Origin of the sequence: Pseudomonas sediminis (assembly GCF_039555755.1) — a bacterium.
In the GTDB taxonomy this organism is placed as follows: domain Bacteria; phylum Pseudomonadota; class Gammaproteobacteria; order Pseudomonadales; family Pseudomonadaceae; genus Aquipseudomonas; species Aquipseudomonas mendocina_D.
The window spans coordinates 2347754-2365842 of the sequence record NZ_CP154631.1; the positions used below are offsets into that span (position 1 = coordinate 2347754).

General features: G+C 63.7%; 23 protein-coding genes. 7 read left to right on the forward strand and 16 right to left on the reverse strand.

The features are described 5' to 3' along the window. Window positions 1-110 precede the first annotated feature (110 nt). Complete coding sequence (locus AAEQ75_RS11150) at window positions 111-1205, forward strand: glycerol dehydrogenase (RefSeq protein WP_343348708.1); 1095 nt, start codon at window positions 111-113, stop codon at window positions 1203-1205. A gap of 112 nt (window positions 1206-1317) precedes the next feature. After that, on the forward strand, window positions 1318-2385 hold the full coding sequence (gene hemE, locus AAEQ75_RS11155) for a uroporphyrinogen decarboxylase (RefSeq protein WP_343348710.1): 1068 nt from the start codon (window positions 1318-1320) through the stop codon (window positions 2383-2385). A gap of 36 nt (window positions 2386-2421) precedes the next feature. Here hemE and AAEQ75_RS11160 read toward each other — a convergent pair whose 3' ends face one another. Next, a complete protein-coding gene (locus AAEQ75_RS11160) occupies window positions 2422-2799 on the reverse strand; it encodes a DUF2141 domain-containing protein (RefSeq protein WP_343348711.1) in 378 nt (125 codons plus the stop codon). Window positions 2800-2936: 137 nt separating this feature from the next. Here AAEQ75_RS11160 and AAEQ75_RS11165 point away from each other — a divergent pair, with 137 nt between their 5' ends. The 4 genes from AAEQ75_RS11165 (at window position 2937) to AAEQ75_RS11180 (ending at window position 6569) form a co-directional block, all read left to right on the forward strand. Beyond that, window positions 2937-3854 carry a dialkylrecorsinol condensing enzyme gene (locus AAEQ75_RS11165; RefSeq protein WP_343348713.1) on the forward strand — a complete coding sequence of 306 codons (918 nt, stop codon included), beginning with the start codon at window positions 2937-2939 and terminating at the stop codon, window positions 3852-3854. 162 nt (window positions 3855-4016) lie between these two features. Further along, the gene (locus AAEQ75_RS11170; RefSeq protein WP_343348715.1) at window positions 4017-5174 is read left to right on the forward strand and encodes a beta-ketoacyl-ACP synthase III; all 1158 of its coding nucleotides are present in this window, start codon (window positions 4017-4019) and stop codon (window positions 5172-5174) included. After that, complete coding sequence (locus tag AAEQ75_RS11175) at window positions 5164-5571, forward strand: hypothetical protein (protein ID WP_343348717.1); 408 nt, start codon at window positions 5164-5166, stop codon at window positions 5569-5571. Before AAEQ75_RS11170 ends, AAEQ75_RS11175 begins: the two co-directional genes overlap by 11 nt. Further along, window positions 5568-6569, forward strand: a complete 1002-nt coding sequence (locus AAEQ75_RS11180) for a BtrH N-terminal domain-containing protein (RefSeq protein WP_343348719.1) — start codon at window positions 5568-5570, stop codon at window positions 6567-6569. Before AAEQ75_RS11175 ends, AAEQ75_RS11180 begins: the two co-directional genes overlap by 4 nt. 47 nt (window positions 6570-6616) lie before the next feature. Here AAEQ75_RS11180 and AAEQ75_RS11185 read toward each other — a convergent pair whose 3' ends face one another. Genes AAEQ75_RS11185 through AAEQ75_RS11210 form a run of 6 tightly spaced genes read right to left on the reverse strand, consistent with a single transcriptional unit; the run spans window position 6617 to window position 10987 of the window. Next, window positions 6617-7168, reverse strand: a complete 552-nt coding sequence (locus AAEQ75_RS11185) for a hypothetical protein (protein ID WP_343348721.1) — start codon at window positions 7166-7168, stop codon at window positions 6617-6619. Next, complete coding sequence (locus AAEQ75_RS11190; RefSeq protein WP_343348723.1) at window positions 7165-8274, reverse strand: beta-ketoacyl synthase N-terminal-like domain-containing protein; 1110 nt, start codon at window positions 8272-8274, stop codon at window positions 7165-7167. Before AAEQ75_RS11190 ends, AAEQ75_RS11185 begins: the two co-directional genes overlap by 4 nt. Continuing rightward, a complete protein-coding gene (locus AAEQ75_RS11195; protein WP_074676408.1) occupies window positions 8271-8537 on the reverse strand; it encodes an acyl carrier protein in 267 nt (88 codons plus the stop codon). The genes AAEQ75_RS11190 and AAEQ75_RS11195 overlap by 4 nt, the downstream gene beginning before the upstream one ends. Continuing rightward, window positions 8519-9709, reverse strand: coding sequence for an ABC transporter permease (locus AAEQ75_RS11200; protein ID WP_343348725.1), 1191 nt, complete (start codon window positions 9707-9709; stop codon window positions 8519-8521). The genes AAEQ75_RS11195 and AAEQ75_RS11200 overlap by 19 nt, the downstream gene beginning before the upstream one ends. Next, the gene (locus AAEQ75_RS11205) at window positions 9706-10590 is read right to left on the reverse strand and encodes an ABC transporter ATP-binding protein (protein ID WP_343348727.1); all 885 of its coding nucleotides are present in this window, start codon (window positions 10588-10590) and stop codon (window positions 9706-9708) included. Before AAEQ75_RS11205 ends, AAEQ75_RS11200 begins: the two co-directional genes overlap by 4 nt. Beyond that, entirely contained in the window at window positions 10583-10987 is a 405-nt protein-coding gene (locus AAEQ75_RS11210; protein ID WP_143504498.1) for a beta-hydroxyacyl-ACP dehydratase, read from the reverse strand. Before AAEQ75_RS11210 ends, AAEQ75_RS11205 begins: the two co-directional genes overlap by 8 nt. Window positions 10988-11050: 63 nt before the next feature. Between AAEQ75_RS11210 and AAEQ75_RS11215 the strand changes: the two genes are divergently transcribed. Continuing rightward, window positions 11051-11605, forward strand: a complete 555-nt coding sequence (locus AAEQ75_RS11215) for a methyltransferase family protein (protein ID WP_343348730.1) — start codon at window positions 11051-11053, stop codon at window positions 11603-11605. A gap of 18 nt (window positions 11606-11623) precedes the next feature. Here the strand turns inward: AAEQ75_RS11215 and AAEQ75_RS11220 are convergent, their stop codons facing one another. The 9 genes from AAEQ75_RS11220 to AAEQ75_RS11260 all read right to left on the reverse strand — a co-directional run bounded on the left by AAEQ75_RS11220 (window position 11624) and on the right by AAEQ75_RS11260 (window position 18086). Further along, window positions 11624-12217 carry an Sbal_3080 family lipoprotein gene (locus AAEQ75_RS11220; RefSeq protein ID WP_343348732.1) on the reverse strand — a complete coding sequence of 198 codons (594 nt, stop codon included), beginning with the start codon at window positions 12215-12217 and terminating at the stop codon, window positions 11624-11626. Between the two features lie 62 nt (window positions 12218-12279). Continuing rightward, complete coding sequence (locus AAEQ75_RS11225) at window positions 12280-12720, reverse strand: excinuclease (protein ID WP_125833655.1); 441 nt, start codon at window positions 12718-12720, stop codon at window positions 12280-12282. A gap of 102 nt (window positions 12721-12822) precedes the next feature. Continuing rightward, window positions 12823-13215, reverse strand: a complete 393-nt coding sequence (locus AAEQ75_RS11230; RefSeq protein ID WP_143504496.1) for a hypothetical protein — start codon at window positions 13213-13215, stop codon at window positions 12823-12825. 23 nt (window positions 13216-13238) lie between these two features. Next, window positions 13239-14465 (reverse strand): beta-ketoacyl-ACP synthase, encoded by a 1227-nt coding sequence (locus tag AAEQ75_RS11235; RefSeq protein WP_343348735.1) that lies wholly within the window; start codon window positions 14463-14465, stop codon window positions 13239-13241. Next, window positions 14465-15208 carry a 3-oxoacyl-ACP reductase FabG gene (fabG, locus tag AAEQ75_RS11240; RefSeq protein ID WP_343348737.1) on the reverse strand — a complete coding sequence of 248 codons (744 nt, stop codon included), beginning with the start codon at window positions 15206-15208 and terminating at the stop codon, window positions 14465-14467. The genes AAEQ75_RS11235 and fabG overlap by 1 nt, the downstream gene beginning before the upstream one ends. Further along, window positions 15201-15674, reverse strand: coding sequence for a hotdog family protein (locus tag AAEQ75_RS11245; protein WP_256834313.1), 474 nt, complete (start codon window positions 15672-15674; stop codon window positions 15201-15203). Before AAEQ75_RS11245 ends, fabG begins: the two co-directional genes overlap by 8 nt. Beyond that, the gene (locus AAEQ75_RS11250; RefSeq protein ID WP_343348740.1) at window positions 15671-16873 is read right to left on the reverse strand and encodes a beta-ketoacyl-[acyl-carrier-protein] synthase family protein; all 1203 of its coding nucleotides are present in this window, start codon (window positions 16871-16873) and stop codon (window positions 15671-15673) included. Before AAEQ75_RS11250 ends, AAEQ75_RS11245 begins: the two co-directional genes overlap by 4 nt. Next, window positions 16873-17367, reverse strand: coding sequence for a hypothetical protein (locus tag AAEQ75_RS11255; RefSeq protein WP_343348742.1), 495 nt, complete (start codon window positions 17365-17367; stop codon window positions 16873-16875). The genes AAEQ75_RS11250 and AAEQ75_RS11255 overlap by 1 nt, the downstream gene beginning before the upstream one ends. Then, window positions 17367-18086 carry a class I SAM-dependent methyltransferase gene (locus AAEQ75_RS11260; RefSeq protein WP_343348744.1) on the reverse strand — a complete coding sequence of 240 codons (720 nt, stop codon included), beginning with the start codon at window positions 18084-18086 and terminating at the stop codon, window positions 17367-17369. Before AAEQ75_RS11260 ends, AAEQ75_RS11255 begins: the two co-directional genes overlap by 1 nt. Window positions 18087-18089 lie beyond the last annotated feature (3 nt).

The following is an 18089-nucleotide window of genomic DNA, read 5'->3' on the forward strand; positions in this document are numbered from 1 at the left end:
GCCGGCTTGATGCCGGCCTCGTCGTATCTGCCCCTTTGCTGACCTGGGGCAATGGGCCGCAGGGTTATCGGCGGTAGGCTGTCTCCAGTGCTTTTATCGAGGAGATTGCCATGCTTACCACCGCCATTTTCCCATCCCGCTATGTGCAGGGGCGCAATGCGCTCGAACAGTTGGGCAGCGAGCTGGCGCGTTTCGGCAGCACGGCGCTGGCCTTGCTCGATCCCTTCGCCGACGACCATCTGGGCGCTGTTGTGGCCAGTGCCTGCGCAGGGCGGATCGACTGCCAGCGCGTGCGCTTTGCCGGAGAATGCTGCGATGAAGAGATCGCCCGGCTGCTGACCATGGCGTGCGAAAGCAAGCCACAGGTTGTGCTGGGAATGGGTGGCGGCAAGGCCTTGGATACTGCCAAAGCGCTGGCTTACGAGCTGGGCATACCGGTGGCGATTGTGCCTACTCTGGCTTCCAGCGATGCGCCGTGCAGTGCGCTGTCGGTGATCTATACCGCGTCCGGTGAGTTCAAACGCTACCTGGTGCTGCCGCGCAACCCGGATCTGGTGCTGGTCGACAGTCAGGTGATCGCCCAGGCGCCGGCGCGCTTTCTCGTTTCCGGGATGGGCGATGCCCTGGCCACCTGGTTCGAGGCCGAGGACTGCCGCATTCGCGGCGCCGCCAACATGACCGGGCGACCTGGCCCGCGTACCGCCCATGCGCTGGCGCGGTTCTGCTACGACACCCTGCTGCAGTACGGGCCGCTGGCGCTGCAGGCTTGCCGCCAACAGGTGGTGACGCCGGCGCTGGAGCATGTCATCGAGGCCAACACGCTGCTCTCCGGGCTGGGCTTCGAAAGCGGCGGCCTGGCTGCGGCGCATGCCATTCACAACGGCTTCACCGCGCTGCCTGAAACCCATCACTACTGGCATGGCGAGAAGGTCGCCTTCGGTGTGCTGAGCATGCTGATGCTGCGCGACAGCGAGCCGGCGTTGATCGACGAGGTATACGACTTCTGCATCGCCATCGGTCTGCCGGTGACCCTGGCCGATATCGGCCTGCAGGATGTCAGCGACGAAGCGTTGCTGCGCGCCGCGGAGCTGGCCTGTGCGCCGGGCGAGAGTATCCACAACGAGCCGTTCCCGGTGGACGCCCGCAGTGTACTGGCGGCCATGCGCACGGCCGACGCCGAAGGGCGCCGGCGTAAGGTCGCCTAGCCACATCTGTATCCCCTGAACCTGCGGCACGGCGTCCTACGCCGTGCCTTTTGTTGTCTGCTCTGCGACAATACGCACAATTTTTGTTCACTGTTTTCTGCTCGGAACCGCCATGACCGCTCTGAAGAACGACCGCTTCCTCCGCGCCCTGCTCAAGCAACCTGTAGACGTCACACCTGTCTGGATGATGCGCCAGGCCGGTCGCTATCTGCCGGAGTACCGCGCGACCCGAGCCAAGGCCGGCGATTTCGTGAGTCTGATGAAGAACCCGGAGCTGGCTTGCGAGGTCACCATCCAGCCGCTGGATCGCTACCCGCAGTTGGACGCGGCGATTCTGTTCTCCGACATCCTGACCATTCCCGATGCCATGGGCCAGGGCCTGTACTTCGAGACGGGCGAAGGCCCGCGTTTCAAGAAGGTAGTCAGCAGCCTGGCCGATATCGAGGCGCTGCCCGTGCCGGACCCGGAGAAGGATCTGGGCTACGTGATGGACGCCGTGCGCACCATCCGTCGTGAGCTCAATGGCCGCGTGCCGCTGATCGGCTTCTCCGGCAGCCCGTGGACGCTGGCCACTTACATGGTCGAAGGCGGCTCGTCGAAGGACTTCCGCAAGACCAAGGCCATGCTCTACGACAACCCGCAAGCCCTGCATGCGCTTCTCGATAAGCTGGCGCAGTCGGTCACGACTTATCTCAACGGGCAGATCCTGGCCGGTGCGCAGGCGGTGCAGATCTTCGATTCCTGGGGCGGCGCGCTGTCGGCAGCGGCCTATCAGGAGTTCTCCCTGGCCTACATGAAGAAAATCGTCGATAGCCTGATCCGCGAGCACGACGGGCGTCGTGTGCCGGTGATCCTGTTCACCAAGGGCGGTGGCCTGTGGCTTGAATCCCTGGCCGACACCGGCGCCGAAGCACTGGGTCTGGACTGGACATGCGACATCGGCAGCGCTCGCGCCCGTGTCGGTGCCAAGGTTGCCCTGCAGGGCAACATGGACCCGGCGGTGCTCTACGCCAAGCCGGCGGCGATTCGTGCCGAGGTGGCGCGCATCCTGGCCGCCTATGGTGCCGGTAGCGGCCATGTGTTCAACCTTGGCCACGGCATCACTCCGGAAGTCGACCCGGCTCACGCGGGCGCGTTCTTCGAAGCCGTGCACGAGCTGTCGGCGCAGTATCACCAGTAAGCGGCAGCCGGGCGGCCTGGTCAGTCTGCCTGGCCGCTATCGATCACCGTTGCGAGGTGCTGCCGGCGCCACGCGTTCCTTTTTCTTGCGCGGATGAATCAGGCGCACGCTGATCACGCTTTCCGTCGTGCCATGCTCGAACAGGCTGTCGCCGGGTGTGGGTTTGCCGCCGAATAGCGACGGATTGCCGGAAAAACCGACCGGCTCCAGCGGAATGCCACGAGGGCTAAAATCCAGCTTGCCGTTACCGTTGTTGTCCTGGAACACCTGCACGGCATAGCGGCCGGGGGGAAGGTCGCTCAGGCGCAGCGGTGTTTCTGCGCTGTGCAGTTCGCGCAGGCTTGGCTGCCAGTCCTGCTGGTCTGCTGGCACCAGCGCCAGGTACAGGTTTGCCTGATCCTGTACGCCTTCCACCTCGATCAGCAGATCGCCTGCCTGGAGCGATTGGCAAACGAGTAGCGGAACCAATAGGCAAAGTTGGCACAGGCGGGTTACGGTTTGAAGAATTCTCTGTGGCATAATTTGCACATTTTGCAGGGAATGCGCCGCGAATGCGTCATGTTTTAGTCGTCCACTTTTCTCAGACTGGCCAATTAGACCGCTTGGCGCAATCGGTCTGTGCGCCGTTGCGCGAGTGCGACGGCATCGAAGTGGATTTCCTGGCGCTGCAACCTGCCCAGCCTTTCCCCTTTCCCTGGCCCTTTCTCGGTTTCTTTCGCATCTTCCCGGAAACCGTGCTGATGAAGCCGCAGCCGTTGCTGCCGCTGGCTGTGGACGCCGACAAGCGCTACGACCTGGTGATTCTGGCCTATCAGGTCTGGTTCCTCTCGCCCTCGTTGCCCTGCACCAGCTTTCTCGCCTCGCCCGAGGCCGCCCGTCTGCTGAAGGACACGCCGGTGGTCACGCTGATCGGTTGCCGCAACATGTGGCTGATGGCGCAGGAGAAGGTCAAGGCGCGCCTGCAGGCGCTGGGCGCGAAGCTGGTGGACAACGTCGTGCTGACCGATGCCTGCGGTACGGCGGCGAGCTTCCTGGCCACGCCGCTGTGGATGTTCACCGGCCGGCAGAAGCCCTATAGCTGGGTCCCGCGCGCGGGCATCGACGAGCGGGAATTGGCGGCGGCCAGCCGTTTCGGCGACGCGATGGCGCGCCGGCTGCTCGCTGATCAGCAGCCCATCGAAGCACCGATGCTCGCTGGCTTGGGCGCGGTGAAGGTGGATGAAAAACTGATCGCCAGCGAAAAGGTCGGCAACCGTAGTTTCACCCTGTGGAGCCGACTGCTCTCGGCGCTCGGCCCGCAGCAGAGTCGGCGGCGCGGCGCCGGGCTGGTGCTGTATATCGTGTTTCTGATTTGCCTGATCCTGACCGTGGTACCGGTCACCGCTGTTTTGAAAAAAATGCTGGCACCGCTGTTCAAAGCGCGTATCCAGAGAGAGAAGGCCTACTTTGCCGGCCCATCCGGCGAGTGAGAATGTGTTGATGATTACGCGAGCTAGAGCCATGCAAGGCAAAAACAGCCGAGGAAGCGGAGTTTACGAGCTGTAAATGAGCATTCCGAGGCTGTTTTTAACGCAGCAGGACCGACGCGCAGCGGATCATCAATACGTTCTCAGTGATCCTGAGGTAATTCCGTGGTAACCCCTGTATTCATCAACCGCATCAGTGCCTGCCTGCCGCACGAGCCCGTGGATAACGAGCAGATGGAAGCACGCCTGGGCATGGTCGGTGGCAAGCCGTCGCGTGCGCGCAAGCTGGTGTTGCGCCGTAATGGCATCCAGCAGCGCCACTACGTGATCGACCCGCACACGGGCGAGCCGAGCATGAGCAATGCGCAGCTCAGCGCCGAAGCTATTCGTGGCCTGCAGGGCGAGGGTTTCGAGCTGAACCAGCTCGACTGTCTGGTGGCCAGCACCTCGTCGCCGGATCAGGTGATGCCGGGCCACGCGGTGATGGTGCATGGTGAGCTGGGCAACCCGTCCTGCGAGGTGGCGACCACCGCTGGTATCTGCCTGTGCGGGATGACCGCGTTGAAATACGCCTGGATGAGCGTGGCCAGTGGCGAGAGTCGCACGGCCGTGGCCTGCGGTTCGGAGGTCGCCTCGACCCTGATGCAGGCACGCAACTTCAACGCCGAATACGAAAGCCGCGTCGACGAGCTGGAAAAACACCCGGAGATCGCCTTCGAGAAGGATTTTCTGCGCTGGATGCTTTCCGATGGTGCTGGCGCCGTGCTGTTGCAGGATCGCCCGAATCCGGGCGGCCTGAGCCTGCGCATCGACTGGCTGGATATCTACTCCTTCGCCGATCAGATGCCGCCCTGCATGTACGCCGGCGCTGACATGCAAGACGATACCCTGCGTGGCTGGAGCCGTTACGACGCCGACGACCGCGCGAAGCAGTCGGTTATGGCGATCAAGCAGAACGTCAAACTGCTTAACGAGAACATCGTCAAATACACCGTGGAAGAGGCGCTGCGCCGGATCATGGCACGCCGCGAGTTGCGCGTGGCGGACATCGACTGGTTCCTGCCGCACTACTCCTCGGAGTTCTTCCGCGAGCCGCTGGCCGTGGGCCTGGCCAATGTCGACTTGCCGATCCCGATGGAGCGTTGGTTCACCAACCTGACCAGCAAGGGCAATACCGGCGCGGCGTCGATCTTCATCATCCTTGAAGAGCTGTTCAATGGCGGGCGCCTGCGCAGCGGACAGAAGCTGCTCTGCTACGTGCCCGAAAGCGGGCGCTTTTCCAGTGCGTTCATGCACCTGACGGTGGTTGGCGATGAAGCTTGACGAAGTTCCGCAGGATTCCGGCTCCGCCTATGGCGGGCACAGCAAGCTGCTTTACGCGGTCGATGAAAGCGGCCATTACCAGGGCGCGCAGAGTGTCGGCTGGGATCCTGAATCCTACGCCACGCAACTGGCCGTCGCCGAGCTGGAGGCGCAGGAGGCAGAGGCCCTGGCGCTCTGGCAGCGTGGCGAGCTGTCGCCGCTCAAATGCCTGATGTACCGCTACCGCATGGACGAGCCGGCGCTGGCGCAGATCACCGGTCTGTGGCAGTGGCGGGTGCGCCGCCACTTTCGTCCGGAAATCTATCGCCGCCTGAGCACTTCGCTGCTGGCGCGCTACGCCGAGGCCTTTGGCCTGACCGTCGACGAGCTGCGTCGCTACCAGAGAGAGTTGCCATGACCGCGTTCCAGCACCGCCAGAGCGCCCACTGCGAAAGTGGCGTCATGGCCAGTCTGCTCACCCATGCCGGTCTGCCGATGAGCGAGCCGATGGCCTTCGGTCTGGCATCGGGTCTGGCCTTCGCCTACCTGCCCATCGTCAAGATCGGCGGCATGCCGCTGATTGCCTATCGCATGCCGCCGCGCCACCTGATCAAGACCCTGAGCAAACGCCTCAGCGTGCGCCTGACCAGCCGGACCTTCTCCAATCCCGAGCAGGGTCGTGTCGAACTCGACCGGGTGCTCGACAGCGGCCGGCTGGCTGGCCTGCAAAGCTCGGTGTTCTGGCTGCCTTACTTCCCGCCGGAGATGCGCTTTCACTTCAATGCGCACAACGTGCTGGCCTACGGCCGCGACGGTGACGAGTACCTGCTCAGCGACCCGGTGTTCGAGGCGCCCGTGCGTTGCGCCAGTGCCGACCTGCAGAAGGCGCGCTTTGCCAAGGGCGCGCTGGCGGCCAAGGGCCTGATGTACTACCTCGACGACGTGTCGCCGGACCAGGACTGGGAGCGCCTGATCCGCCAGAGCGTGCTGTCCACCTCACGCATCCTCGACGGCATGCCACTGCCGTGGATTGGTATTCGTGGCATCCAGCACCTGGCCAAATGCGTCGAGTCGCTGGATCCGGCGCAGGCTAAGTACAACCGCCTGTACCTCACCCATATCGTGCGCATGCAGGAAGAGATCGGCACCGGCGGTGCAGGTTTTCGTTTCATGTATGCCAGCTTCCTGCAGGAGGCCGGCGAGAAGATCGGCGATGCCAGCCTGCAGGAGGCATCGTCGCGTCTGACGGCGGTGGGCGATGACTGGCGCCAGTTCGCCTCGGCCTGCGTGCGTGCCAGCCGCAGCAAGGGTGAGACGCCGGACTTCCGGCCGATTGCCGAGATGCTCCGCGGTATCGCCGGGCGGGAGCGGGTGCTGATGAAAGAGCTGGGCGCCTGGGCCAAGCGCAAGGGGTGAGGTTGGTGCGGTGGGCTGAAGCCCACCAGCGCCTTCAACAAACCAGGTTAAAGCTGCAGATGCAGCACTTCGATGCCTGCCGTCAGCTCGGCAAAATCCAGTGCCTTCGTTGGCGCCTCGATCAACACCGTCTGCGCCTGAAAATCGCCGTCCTCGTCGATTACCACCAGCAACGCCTGGCTGATCGCGCCATCGGCCAAATCCAGGGCTGCCAGCATCTGCAGCTGTTTCCACACATTGGCCCCGGCCCCGATAAACAGGTTCGGCCCTTCCAGTCCCAATTGGGCGGCGACGTGGAAGCCAGCTGCATTGCTGACGCTGTTGACGAATTCGAAGGGCTTGGGCTGGCGCCGATGCACGCAAACGGCGTCGAGCAGCGCGCCCATGGTGGCGCGGGCCGGGTGGCGCGAGGCCAGATAGAGGCCGCAATCGCTACGCACATGCGCCTTGAGTGGCGCGCTGCACAGCAGGGCTTGCAAGATCATGCGGTCGATACGGCGTGGCGGCGCGGCCAGCCATTGGCCCAGGGCGGCCTTGAGCTCCTTGTCGGAGCAGCTCGCATCCCCGCGCACGCTGCAGGCAGCGATGACTGGCTTCATACCTGACTCTCCGCGCAGCGTTGCAGTACCAGGCTGGCATTGTTGCCACCGAAGCCGAAGAAGTTGGCCAGCAGCAGGCTGTCAGCTGCCACGCGGGTCGGCTCGGCGCTGAGCGGCAGCACGGCTTCGGCGGCATAGTCCACACCCGGCAGGTTGGCGAGATTTTCCACCAGCAGCTGGGTTTCGCTGAGGCCACAGGCGCCCAGGGTATGACCGAGCCAGGGTTTGAGCACGCACAGTGGCGGCAGGGTGTCGCCGAACAGCAGGCGCACGCCATTGCTCTCGGCGCGGTCGTTGGCACCGGTGGCGGTGCCATGCAGCTTTACCAAGCCGATCTGTCCGGCCTCGACGCCGGCACTGCGCAGGGCCTCGCGCATCACCCAGTCGATATGGCTGCCGTCTTCGCGGGTGGTGGTCAGGTTGCTGGTGTCGCAGGCGCTGAAGCCGCCGAGCAGCTTGGCCAGTGGCGCCTCGCCGGGCTCCCGAGCTAGCAGCGTGGCGGCATACGCCTCACCGAGAATCAGGCCGTCGCGCTCCGGGTGAAAGGGCCGGTAGGCGCCGCTCGGGCTGGTCAAGTCGAGGGCGCCGAAACCTTGCTGGGCGATGGCACTGGGCGTCTCGAAGGCCAGTACCAGCACACGTTCGTAGAGGCCGGCGGCGAGCATCCGTGCACCATACAGCAGGCCGTTGGCAGCGCTGGTGCAGGCGGTGTTGAGAGTGAACGCGTCAGCGAAACCCCAGCGTTGGCGCAGGTCTTCGGCCAGCAGGTCGAGCGGGGTCGAATGTTCTGGGCGAAAGCCGCCTTCTGCGGCGATCAGTTGTTCGAGGTCGTCGATATCCAGGCTGGTGCTGGCGATGATCAACAGGCAGTCATCCAGCGCACCTGGCTGTTCGCCCAGGGTCTCACTGAGCAGTCGGTCGCAGCGCTGCTGGCGGCTTTCACTGCTGCGGCTTACGGCCATGTAGGGGCGCGGTTGCTGCAGTTCATGCAGTCGGAACGAGCTCGGCACAGGCAGTTGGCCGGCTTGCAGAGCCACGCTGGCGGTGCGCAGGTCGTTGCCAAGGGCGCTGTGAAGGGCGCCGCGTTGGAGATAGATGGGCGTCACTTTTTCTGCCTGATGAAGGCCGCGATGCTGGCGATGCTGTTGAGAATACGTCGCCCATCCTTGGCTCCTTCGATGCGCACGCCATAGTGCTGTTGCAGCGCCAGGGAGACCTGCAGAGCATCGAGGCTGTCCATGGCGATACGACTTTGCTGACCGAACAACGGCTCGTCATCGGCGATGCTCTGCCAGTCGATGTCGTCTTCCTTGTCGCATTCACGGATCAGCAATTGCTTGAGTTCTTGTTCTAGTAATGTGTCGTCCATTGCGTTTGCTGCACTCGTCTGCGGAACAGGTAAAGCCCGCCGCCGCCCAGCACCAGGGCGAACAGCAGAAGGCGGGCACAGTCAGGGGCGATGTCGGCAAGCGTTCCCTGACCCACCAGCAGGGTCAGGAAGGCGTCCAGCGCCCAACTCATCGGCGAGATTTCCGCCAGTTGGCTCATGGCCTCGGGCATCACGCTCTTGGGCACCATGATGCCGCCGATGGCGGCGAGGATGATATTGAGACCGCCGCCGAGCAGCAATGCCTGTTCGCCGCTACGCGCCAGGGCGGCCAGCAGCAGGCCCAGGCTGCAGGCGGCCAGACTCAGGCTCAGTGCCAGCAGCGCGTAGGTCAGTGGCGAGCCCGGTAGGCTCAGGCCGCTCAAGCCGAGCAGCGGTAGCAGGTATACGCCGATGGCCAGCAATAGGGCGAACTGCAGCAGATTGATCGCCAGATAAGGCAGCAGCTTGCTCAGCACCAGAGTGGTGGGGCTCAGGCCCAGCGCACGAAAGCGTAGCAGGGCGCCGCTCTGCTGTTCACGCTGGAAGCCGCCGGCCATCGGCAGGGCGACGAAGAACATGCCGAAGATCAGCCAGGCCGGCACGCTCAGTTGGCTGGCGTTGGCCTTGCCGCTCAGTTCGCCGCTGGCCAGCATCTGCCGTTCGCTGATCTCGCTCTGGGTGCGCTGGCTGATCAGTTGCCAGCGTTGTTCGGTGCTCATCCCCGCGTCCAGCGCGTCGCTGTCTTCCTGGTAGGCCAGCAGGCGGGTCTGCGCCAGGGCGATGTTCAGCGCTGCGCGCAGGCGTTGGCGCGTCTGGCCATCGGTACGCGGAGGAAAGCTCAGCGTGGGGCCGATGTGAGGCGTTTCCAGCAAGGTCTCGGAAAAGTTCCTGGCCAGGCTGATGCGGGGCAAGGGTTCTTCGCTGCTGGCGAGCAGGTGGCTGCCCGGCAACTGTTCCTGCAGCGCATGCTGGAAGAAAGCGCTGGCTTCGCTACCTTGCTCGATCTCCAGCACCAGGCTCAAGGGCGGCGGCTGGTCACGCAGGTAGTTGGACAGTGCGGCTGCCATCAGCACGAGAAACAGGATCGGCATGATGAACAGCACGGCCAGTGCATGCGGGTCGCGCAGCAGCAGCAGGCATTCCTTGCGTACCAGCGCTAGCAACGGGCTCACAGTCGGCCTCCATTGAGGCTCAGGTAGAGCTGTTCCAGCGACGGCCGGCCAAAGCGCAGCAGGCTCGGTGGAGTAGGCTGCGTGGCGAGGAACTGGGTGATCGCCAGCAGTTGCTGGCTGTCCAGATTGCCGATGCGCAGACCATCTGGCAGCGCCTCGGCGCTCAGTTGCAGCTGGTCGAGCAGTTGCAGAAAGCCAGTGGGAACCTGTTCCGGCCATTCCAGCAGCAGGCCGTGACCGCCATCGAGCAGTTGCTGCTTGTCCACATCGAGGCGCACCTTGCCTTCATGCAGCAGCAGGATGCGCCCAGCCACACGCTCGACCTCGTCCAGATAGTGGCTGGTGTAGATCACCCCATGCCCCTCGGCGGCGAGCCGCTCGACGGCATCGAGCAGCATTTGCCGGCTGGCGGCATCGACGCCGACGGTGGCTTCATCGAACAGGTACAGGCGTGCGGGCTGGAGCAGGCCGATGGCGAAGTTCAGGCGGCGCTGCTCGCCACCGGACAGGCGTGCGGCGCGGCGTTGCAGTTTGTCTTCGAGAGCGCTGCTGGCGATGCTCAACTCCAGCCGCTGGCGGCGCTGAGCACCGTGCAGACGGTAGAGGTCGGCGAACAGCGCGAGGTTCTCGGCCACCGTGAGTTCGGCGTAGAAGGCCAATTGCTGGGGCACCAGGCCCAGGCTGCGCGGGCCGTGCCAGCGGATTTCACCCTGCTGCAGGGCCAGCGTATCGCTGAGCAGGGCCAGTAGCGTGGTCTTGCCCGCGCCGTTACTGCCGAGCAGGCCCAGGCACTGGCCTTCCTTCAGTTGCAGATCGATGCCGTGCAGGGCGAGGGTGTCTGCGCCCGGGTAGCGGAAGCTGACGTCACGTAACTCAAGCACGGACAAGCACCAGCAGCAGTTTGCCGTCCAGCAGTGGTTGGCTGCCGGCATGGATGGTGAAGGCGTAGAGCCCGCCGGCCGGGCTCAGCGCCTCCTGTTGGGCACTGACCAGCAGCGGTTCTGCACTGCGTGTGACCGGGTGCAGATTGAGCTGGGAAAGTTTGCCGACCAAGGCCATTTCAATGGCATCCGCTTCGCCGTATAGGGCACCATGTGCGGCGCAAAGCTGGGCGGCGGCTTCGAACAGCAGGCAAGGCGAGGCATTTTCGCCAAGCTTGTCGAGGTGATGCCAGGCGCTGAGACCGCGGATAGTGAGGTTGTCGTGATCGACCAATGCATCCAGCCAGAGAGCATCGCCCTGGTGCGGCAGCAGTCTGTGCAGTTGGGTGCGATCCATGGCGGGCGGTCAGGAAATTTGGGCGACGCAGTGTAACAGAGGCGAGGACAGAGGGAGGATGGCGTGACGATCTGGCAGTGGCTGGCTTTTGGGACGATCAGTGCGGTGCTGGTGGGAATTTCCTGGCGTACGCTGGGCAATCCGCGTAGCCACGGGTTCTACCGTTTCCTGGCTTGGGAGGCGATGGCGGTGATGCTGGTGCTCAACGCTGAATCCTGGTTTGGCGACCGGGGCGAATGGAACCAGCGCATAGCCTGGGTTCTGCTCAGCCTTTCGCTGCTGGTGCTGTTCGCCGGGATCTACCAGATGCGCCGCTTCGGCAACGCCGGAGCACAGCGCCAGGATGATGAGCTATTTGCCTTCGAACGCACGTCGCAGTTGGTGACGGGCGGTATCTTCCGCTACATCCGTCATCCGATGTACTGCTCGTTGCTGCTGCTGGCCTGGGGTATCGCCTTCAAACGCATCGATGTGCTGATCGTGCTGCTGGCGGTGCTGTCCTGCGTGCTGCTGTGGTGTTCGGCGCGCTGCGAAGAGCGCGAATGTATGGCCTATTTCGGCGATGCCTATCGCCAGTATATGGGCCGTAGCTGGATGTTCCTGCCACTCGTGCTCTGAGCGCCTCGTTCAGAAGCCCTATTGCGCGCTCTGGTGCTCCAGCAGAAGCTGCCGATAGGCGCGTTGATATTCCTCATAGCCGAGATTCTGCTGCTGCAGATCACGCACGCGTTCATCCAGGCTCTTGCGTGGCTCGGCTGTCGAGTGGGCCTGTGCGGCAGGTTGGGCCGTGCTGCTCAACTGCGCGCTGGCCAGCAACTCGTCGATGACCGGATCGATCTTGCTCTTGGTGCCTTGCCATTTCATCAACGACAAACCGCCCTTTCCGCGCAGGTGGTAGCTGGCTGTGGCCAGTGTCTGGCGACGGGGGCCGAGAATGGTGATTTCGGCGGTGGACAGATACGGCGCCATGTCCCAGGAACGGCGAGCTGTGTAAGTCACCACGTAAGGGCAATCGGCCCTGGGAATCTTCGAGTGGATTTGCGTCTGGATACCATGTCGGGCAAAGCCTTCCTGCAACACGGGCACGAAGTCGCTGACCTGAACTTTTGGGTTCTCTTGGATGCACATTTGATCGGCCGCCGTTTTTAGTGGCGTGACCCGGGTAGCGGTGCAGCCACCGAGTAGTGTTGCCGCCACGAGCAGTGGCAGGGCAATGCGCAGTTTCGACATGTAGAGGGCTTCCTTGCGTGAAAAGGCCACCTTTACGGTGGCCTTTTGGGGGGCAGGTCTTGTCACTTCACCTTGGCGTACTTGGCCTTCAGTGCGACGCCGGCCATGATGGCACCAGCGTGGCATTCGTATTTGCTGTCGTCGCGGTATTCCTTGTTCTTGTAGTTGCTGGCCAGGTCGACCACGGCGTTGGCGCCTGCGGCCTTGGCCGAGTTCTGCAGTTTGATCAGGGCCGATTGCAGTGCCCAGCTGCAAGCCGCTTCATCGGTCTTGTTGAAGGCGTTGGTCTTCTGGCTGGTGGTGACGTTGGCGTTGATGATCTGTGCGCCAGCCGGAGTCTTGTTCAGGAAGAACTTCACCGAACCGTCGAGACGACCGGCCTGGGTCGCTTCGTTGACCACCGACTGGAAGTCCAGGAAGTGAGCGGTGTCGCGCGCCTGGCTAAGGCCGGGCAGCAGGGCAACGGAGAGAAGTGCGGCAGTGGTCCAGATTTTTGCTTTCATGGTTATCTCCTTGAATATCACTGTATGGAAAAGCTCGTTCAACGTCTGCTGCGCGTAGGCCTGTAGCAATCACCTACAGCTCATTACCAACCAGGCACCCTGTCAGAAGGACGCCCTGTTCAGTTCCTGCTGGATGTTGCGATCCAGATTATGAATCCACTTGTTGTAGTTGCGGTGGATCTTGCCGTTCTTGTAACCGAGGTTCTGGCTGTCGCGATAGCGGATCGAATAGCTCGACGCGCTATAGGGAATGGTGATCTCGGCCTGGTGATTGCGGCGCTGGATGAGCGCCATGATGTTGCCTCGGTCGGCACGCTCGACGGTCCACTGGCGGCTTTGCAGCGCGGCGAGAATAGCGCGGCGCATATCATCCTCACTCCTGACCGTCGAAGTGGGTGTGCGGTTCTCGATGTTCATCACCGGTTTCGACGTACAGGCTGCAACGCCCAGCAGCAGGGTTGCGATCAGAGCAAATCGAGTGAAACGAGACATCATCCGTGTTCCTTGTCTGTTGAAAATCAATGCCAGCGCTTGAAGATCAGCGAGGTATTCACGCCACCGAAGGCGAAGTTGTTGTTCATCACGTACTCGTGGCTCATCTGGCGGAACTCGCCGCGCAGATAATCCAGCTCACCGCAGGCCGGGTCGATCTCGTCCAGATTCAGGGTGTAGACGTAACTGTCCGAGTTCATCATCTCGATGCTGAACCAGGATTCCAGCGCGCCGCAGGCGCCCAGGGTGTGGCCGAGGTAGCTCTTCTGCGAGCTGATCGGCATCTGCGCGCCGAACAGGCTGCTGGTGGCCAGGGTTTCGGCGACGTCGCCCTGTTCGGTGGCAGTGCCATGGCCGTTGACGTAACCGATGGCGGAAGGTTCCAGGCCGGCGTCATCCAGAGCCAGCTGCATGGCGCCGCGCATGGTTTCCTGCACCGGCTTGGTGGCGTGCTGGCCGTCGGAGTTGCAGCCGAAGCCGACGATCTCGGCATGGATGGTGGCGCCACGGGCGAGGGCGTGCTCCAGCTCTTCGAGCACCAGGATGCCGGCGCCTTCACCGATCACCAGGCCGTCACGGCCGCTGTCGTAGGGGCGCGGGCTGGTGTGCGGTGCGTCGTTCTTCAGACTGGTGGCGTAGAGTGCATCGAAGACCATGGCCTCGGTGGGGCACAGTTCTTCGGCGCCGCCGGCGAGCATCATTTTCAGACGGCCGAACTTGATCGCCTCGTAGGCATAGCCAATACCCTGACTGCCGCTGGTGCAGGCGCTGGACGTCGGGATCAGGCGGCCCTTGAGGCCGAAGAAGATGCTGATATTGGCCGCCGTGGTGTGCGGCATCATGCGGATGTAGGAGTTGGCGTTGAGGCCGTCGGCCACAGAGTTCAGCAGCATGTTGCCGAAGGCCTTGACCTCCTCGGTGCTGCCGGTTGACGAGCCGCAGGCCACGCCCATGCGCCCATCGGCGATGCACGGATCGCCGAGCAAACCGGCGTGTTCCAGCGCGCGTTCAGCGGCATACACCGCCAGCTTGGACACCCGGCCCATGCTGCGCGTCTGCTTGCGATTCCAGTACTTGGGCTGGACGAAATCGTCCACCGGCCCGCCCAGGCGGGTGTTCAGCTCGGTGAAGCGATCCCATTCGTCCATGCGTCGGATACCACTTTTGCCGGCTTTGAACGCGGCCGAGATGGTTGGCCAGTCGCTGCCCAGCGAGGTGATACCGGCCATACCGGTGACGACTACACGTTTCATCAGCACAGACCGCCATTCACTGCGAGAACCTGGCGGGTAATGTACGCCGCTTCGCTGGACATCAGGAAGTTCACCGCACCCGCCACTTCTTCCGGGGTGCCCATGCGCGCCGCCGGAATCATCTTGAGAATCTCCTCTACGGGCACCAGTTCGTCGAGAATCTCGGTATCGATCAGCCCTGGGGCCACACAGTTGACGGTGATCTTGCGCTTGGCCAATTCGATCGCCAGGGCCTTGGCGGCGCCGATCACGCCGGCCTTGGAGGCGCTGTAATTGACTTGGCCGCGATTGCCGACCAACCCGGATACCGAGGTGATGCAGACGATGCGGCCTGGCTCACGGCGGCGGATCATCGGCATGGTCAATGGGTGCAGCACGTTGTAGAAACCGTCCAGGTTGGTGCGCAGCACCTGATCCCAGTCTTCCTCGGAGAGCGCCGGGAAGGCGCCGTCGCGGGTCAGGCCGGCGTTGCACACCACGCCGTAGTAGGCGCCATGGGCTTCGACGTCGGCCTCCAGTGCCGAACGGCAGGCGGCGCGGTCGGATACGTCGAATTGCAGGATGCGCGCCTGGCGCCCGAGTTCGGCGATCTGCGCCTGCACGGCTTCAGCCTCATCGCGGCGCGAGCGGCAGTGCAGGACGATGTCATGGCCCGAACGCGCCAGGCGCAGGGCGATGGCGCGGCCGATGCCACGGCTGGAGCCGGTGACCAGTACGGTGGCGGCGGAAGTAGTTTCAGTCATGGGATTGTTCTTGCGGTTCTTGTGGCTCTTGTAAATAAACCGCCGGTTGCGGCGGGCGGAACACGTTGAGGCGCGCTTCGGCCTGTATGTCGGGGCCTTGCAGGTGGCATTCGAACACGCCCATGCCGTTGTCGTCCTGCAACGAGCATAGGGCGCGGATGTGCAGTTCGCTGCCGGCTGGAAAGTGCTCGACGTTGCAGTTGTACTTGCGTGTGCCAAGCAGGAAGCCCAGTTCCACCGGCAAGCCGGCACGCTTGGCCTGGATGCCGGCGAAGGCGGCGATGGCCTGGGCCATCAGCTCGATGCCGGTCCAGGCAGGCAGATTGCCGTCGGCATCGCTGAGCAGGCCATCCGGACGTACGACGAGGCGCACCTCGATCGCTTCCGTATCGCAGCTCAGCACTTCGTCGAGCAGCACCATGTTGCCGGCATGGGGCACCAGTTCGGCGACGGGCCAGAGTTTCATGGCGCATCCCCCAGAATCAGGGCGACATTATTGCCGCCAAAGGCGAAGGAGTTGCTCATCAGATGGCGGCCCTGTTTGCGCGGAAGCTGGGCACCGGCTTGGGCGAGTTCGATCGGTGCCAGTTCGGGATCTCGCTGTCCGTCCCAGAGGTGCGGTGGCAGCAGTCCGTCACGGTTGTACTCGCTCAGCGTCAGCCAACAGAAGGCCGCCTCCAGTGCACCTGCGGCGCCCAGGGTGTGGCCGGTCATGGACTTGCTCGACGAGCAGGGCAGGCCATTGGGGAACAGGGCGTGTACCGCTTTGCTCTCCATCGCGTCGTTGTGGCGGGTGGCAGTGCCGTGCAGGTTTAAGTAGTCGATCCGATCCGGCGTCAGGCCGGCGCTGGCCAGGGCCTTCTCCATGGCGGCTCGGGCGCCGACCCCTTCTGGATGCGGGGCGGAAATATGGTGGGCATCGGACGTGGCGCCGCCGCCGAAGAAGGCGATGGGCGAAGGCTCGCGCGTCATCAGGAACAGGGCCGCCGCTTCGCCGATATTGATGCCGTTGCGATTTACCGAGAACGGATTGCAGGGCTCGGCGGAAACCGCCTCCAGCGATGAGAACCCATTTAGGGTCAGGCGGCACAGGCTGTCCACGCCGCCGCAGATCACCGCGTCGCACAGGCCCATGCGCAGCAGGCGATGGGCGCTGAGCAGGGCGCGGGCGCTGGAGGTGCAGGCGGTGGACTGGCAGTACACCGGGCCAGTCAGTTTCAGCCAGTCCGCCAGGAAGTTCGCTGGCGCGGCCATCTCCTGCTGGATGTAGTCGTACTCGGCTGGCAGCTCGCCATCGTCGAGCTGGCGCCCGATATGCTCGCCCGCTTCGCGAATGCCCGAGGTGCTCGTACCCAGCACCAGGCCGACGCGGTGAGCACCATGGCGGGCGATGGCCGCGCGCAGTTCGGGCTCGATCTGCAGCGCGGCTGCAAGCAGCAGTTGGTTGTTGCGACTGTGCGAGCGCTCGAAACCGGCTGGTATGGCTGGCAGATCGGCATGCACGGCACCGACCGTCAGGCAGCGTTCACTGACCCAGCCGTCTTCGGCACGCATGCCCGAGGTGTCACCGGCGAACAGCGCATCGGCGACGGCCTGCTTGCCTTCGCCCAGGGCGCAGATCACGCCGAGTGCATTGAGGTAGCCGGGGGTAGGGGCACGGGACATCAATCGCTTTCTTCCAGGTTCAGTGCATGTATCCGGTAGTTCAGGCCGGTCTTGCCAAGGGTGAAATTCAGTGGGCCGTGGTAGTCGACGGTCCAGTCCGGAACAAGGCGGCGTTGGTCGTCACTCACCTGTTGCCAGCTGCCGGCCGGGTAGGCCTGCAGCGCGTCGCTTCGGGTCAGGGCAAACAGCAGCGCAGCGAACAGTTCTCGCGCTTCGGTATTGGGTGGCAACAGGCCGTCGTTGCGCCATTGTCCGGCATCCAGCAGCTGACGCGCCTGTGGGATGCCCAGTGGGTCCATCAATGACCAGCGCAGGGCCGAGCCTTCACGCTGGATCACCAGCAGCCAGTCCTGTCGCACCTGTGCCTGCTCACGCTGGATCTGCAGGCTGAGCGGCAAGGGCGCGACCAGTGCCGGTGGCGTCTGCGGCACGGGGGTATGTGCGGCGCAGGCGCCCAGCAGCAGGCTGGCGACGAGCAGGAGTATGCGTGGCATCACGGTTTGCGCGCCACTACGTTGAGCAGCGTTTCGTCGCGTTGGCCGACCGGCTTGGGCCGCATCAGCCCCCAGCGCTCCAGCAGGCCGAAATCCTTGGAGCGACTCCACCACAGATAGGGGTAGGAAACACTGCTCTCTTCGAACTGGAAACCCTGCGCGCTGAGCATTTGCAGGTACTGCTCGGCGCTACGTTGAACGTGCATCGGGTGACGGAACAGCCAGCGGATCACCCAGGTGTCGATGTAGTACTTGGTCGATTCGGCCAGCAGCAACCGGCCACCCGGTTTCAGCACGCGCCAGAACTCGGCGAGGGCTTTCTCCTGCTCCACCAGGTGATGCAGGGTCTGGTGGCAGAACAGCAGGTCGACGCTGGCGTCGGGCAGGTCGATGGCCGCGCAGTCACTGGCGATCAGTTCGACCTCCAGGCCCAGGCGCTCCGCCTCGCGGCGCGAGCATTCGAGGCTGTGCGGATCGGCGTCGAGGCCGATCATCCGCGCCGGTGCGAAGGCGGCGTTGAGCAGGCCGAAAGAACGGCCCTGACCGCAGCCGGCATCGAGCAACGCGGGCGCTTGCGGCAACGGGCTGCCGCTCAGGCGTACCAGATCGTTGATCGCGACCCGCAGTACATGGTGTTGCCAGACATGGCTCTGCAGGAACCAGAAACCGAAGCGGGTTTCTTCGACGTAGGTGGGCGAGACGGGGCGCAGGGCGTTCATCGA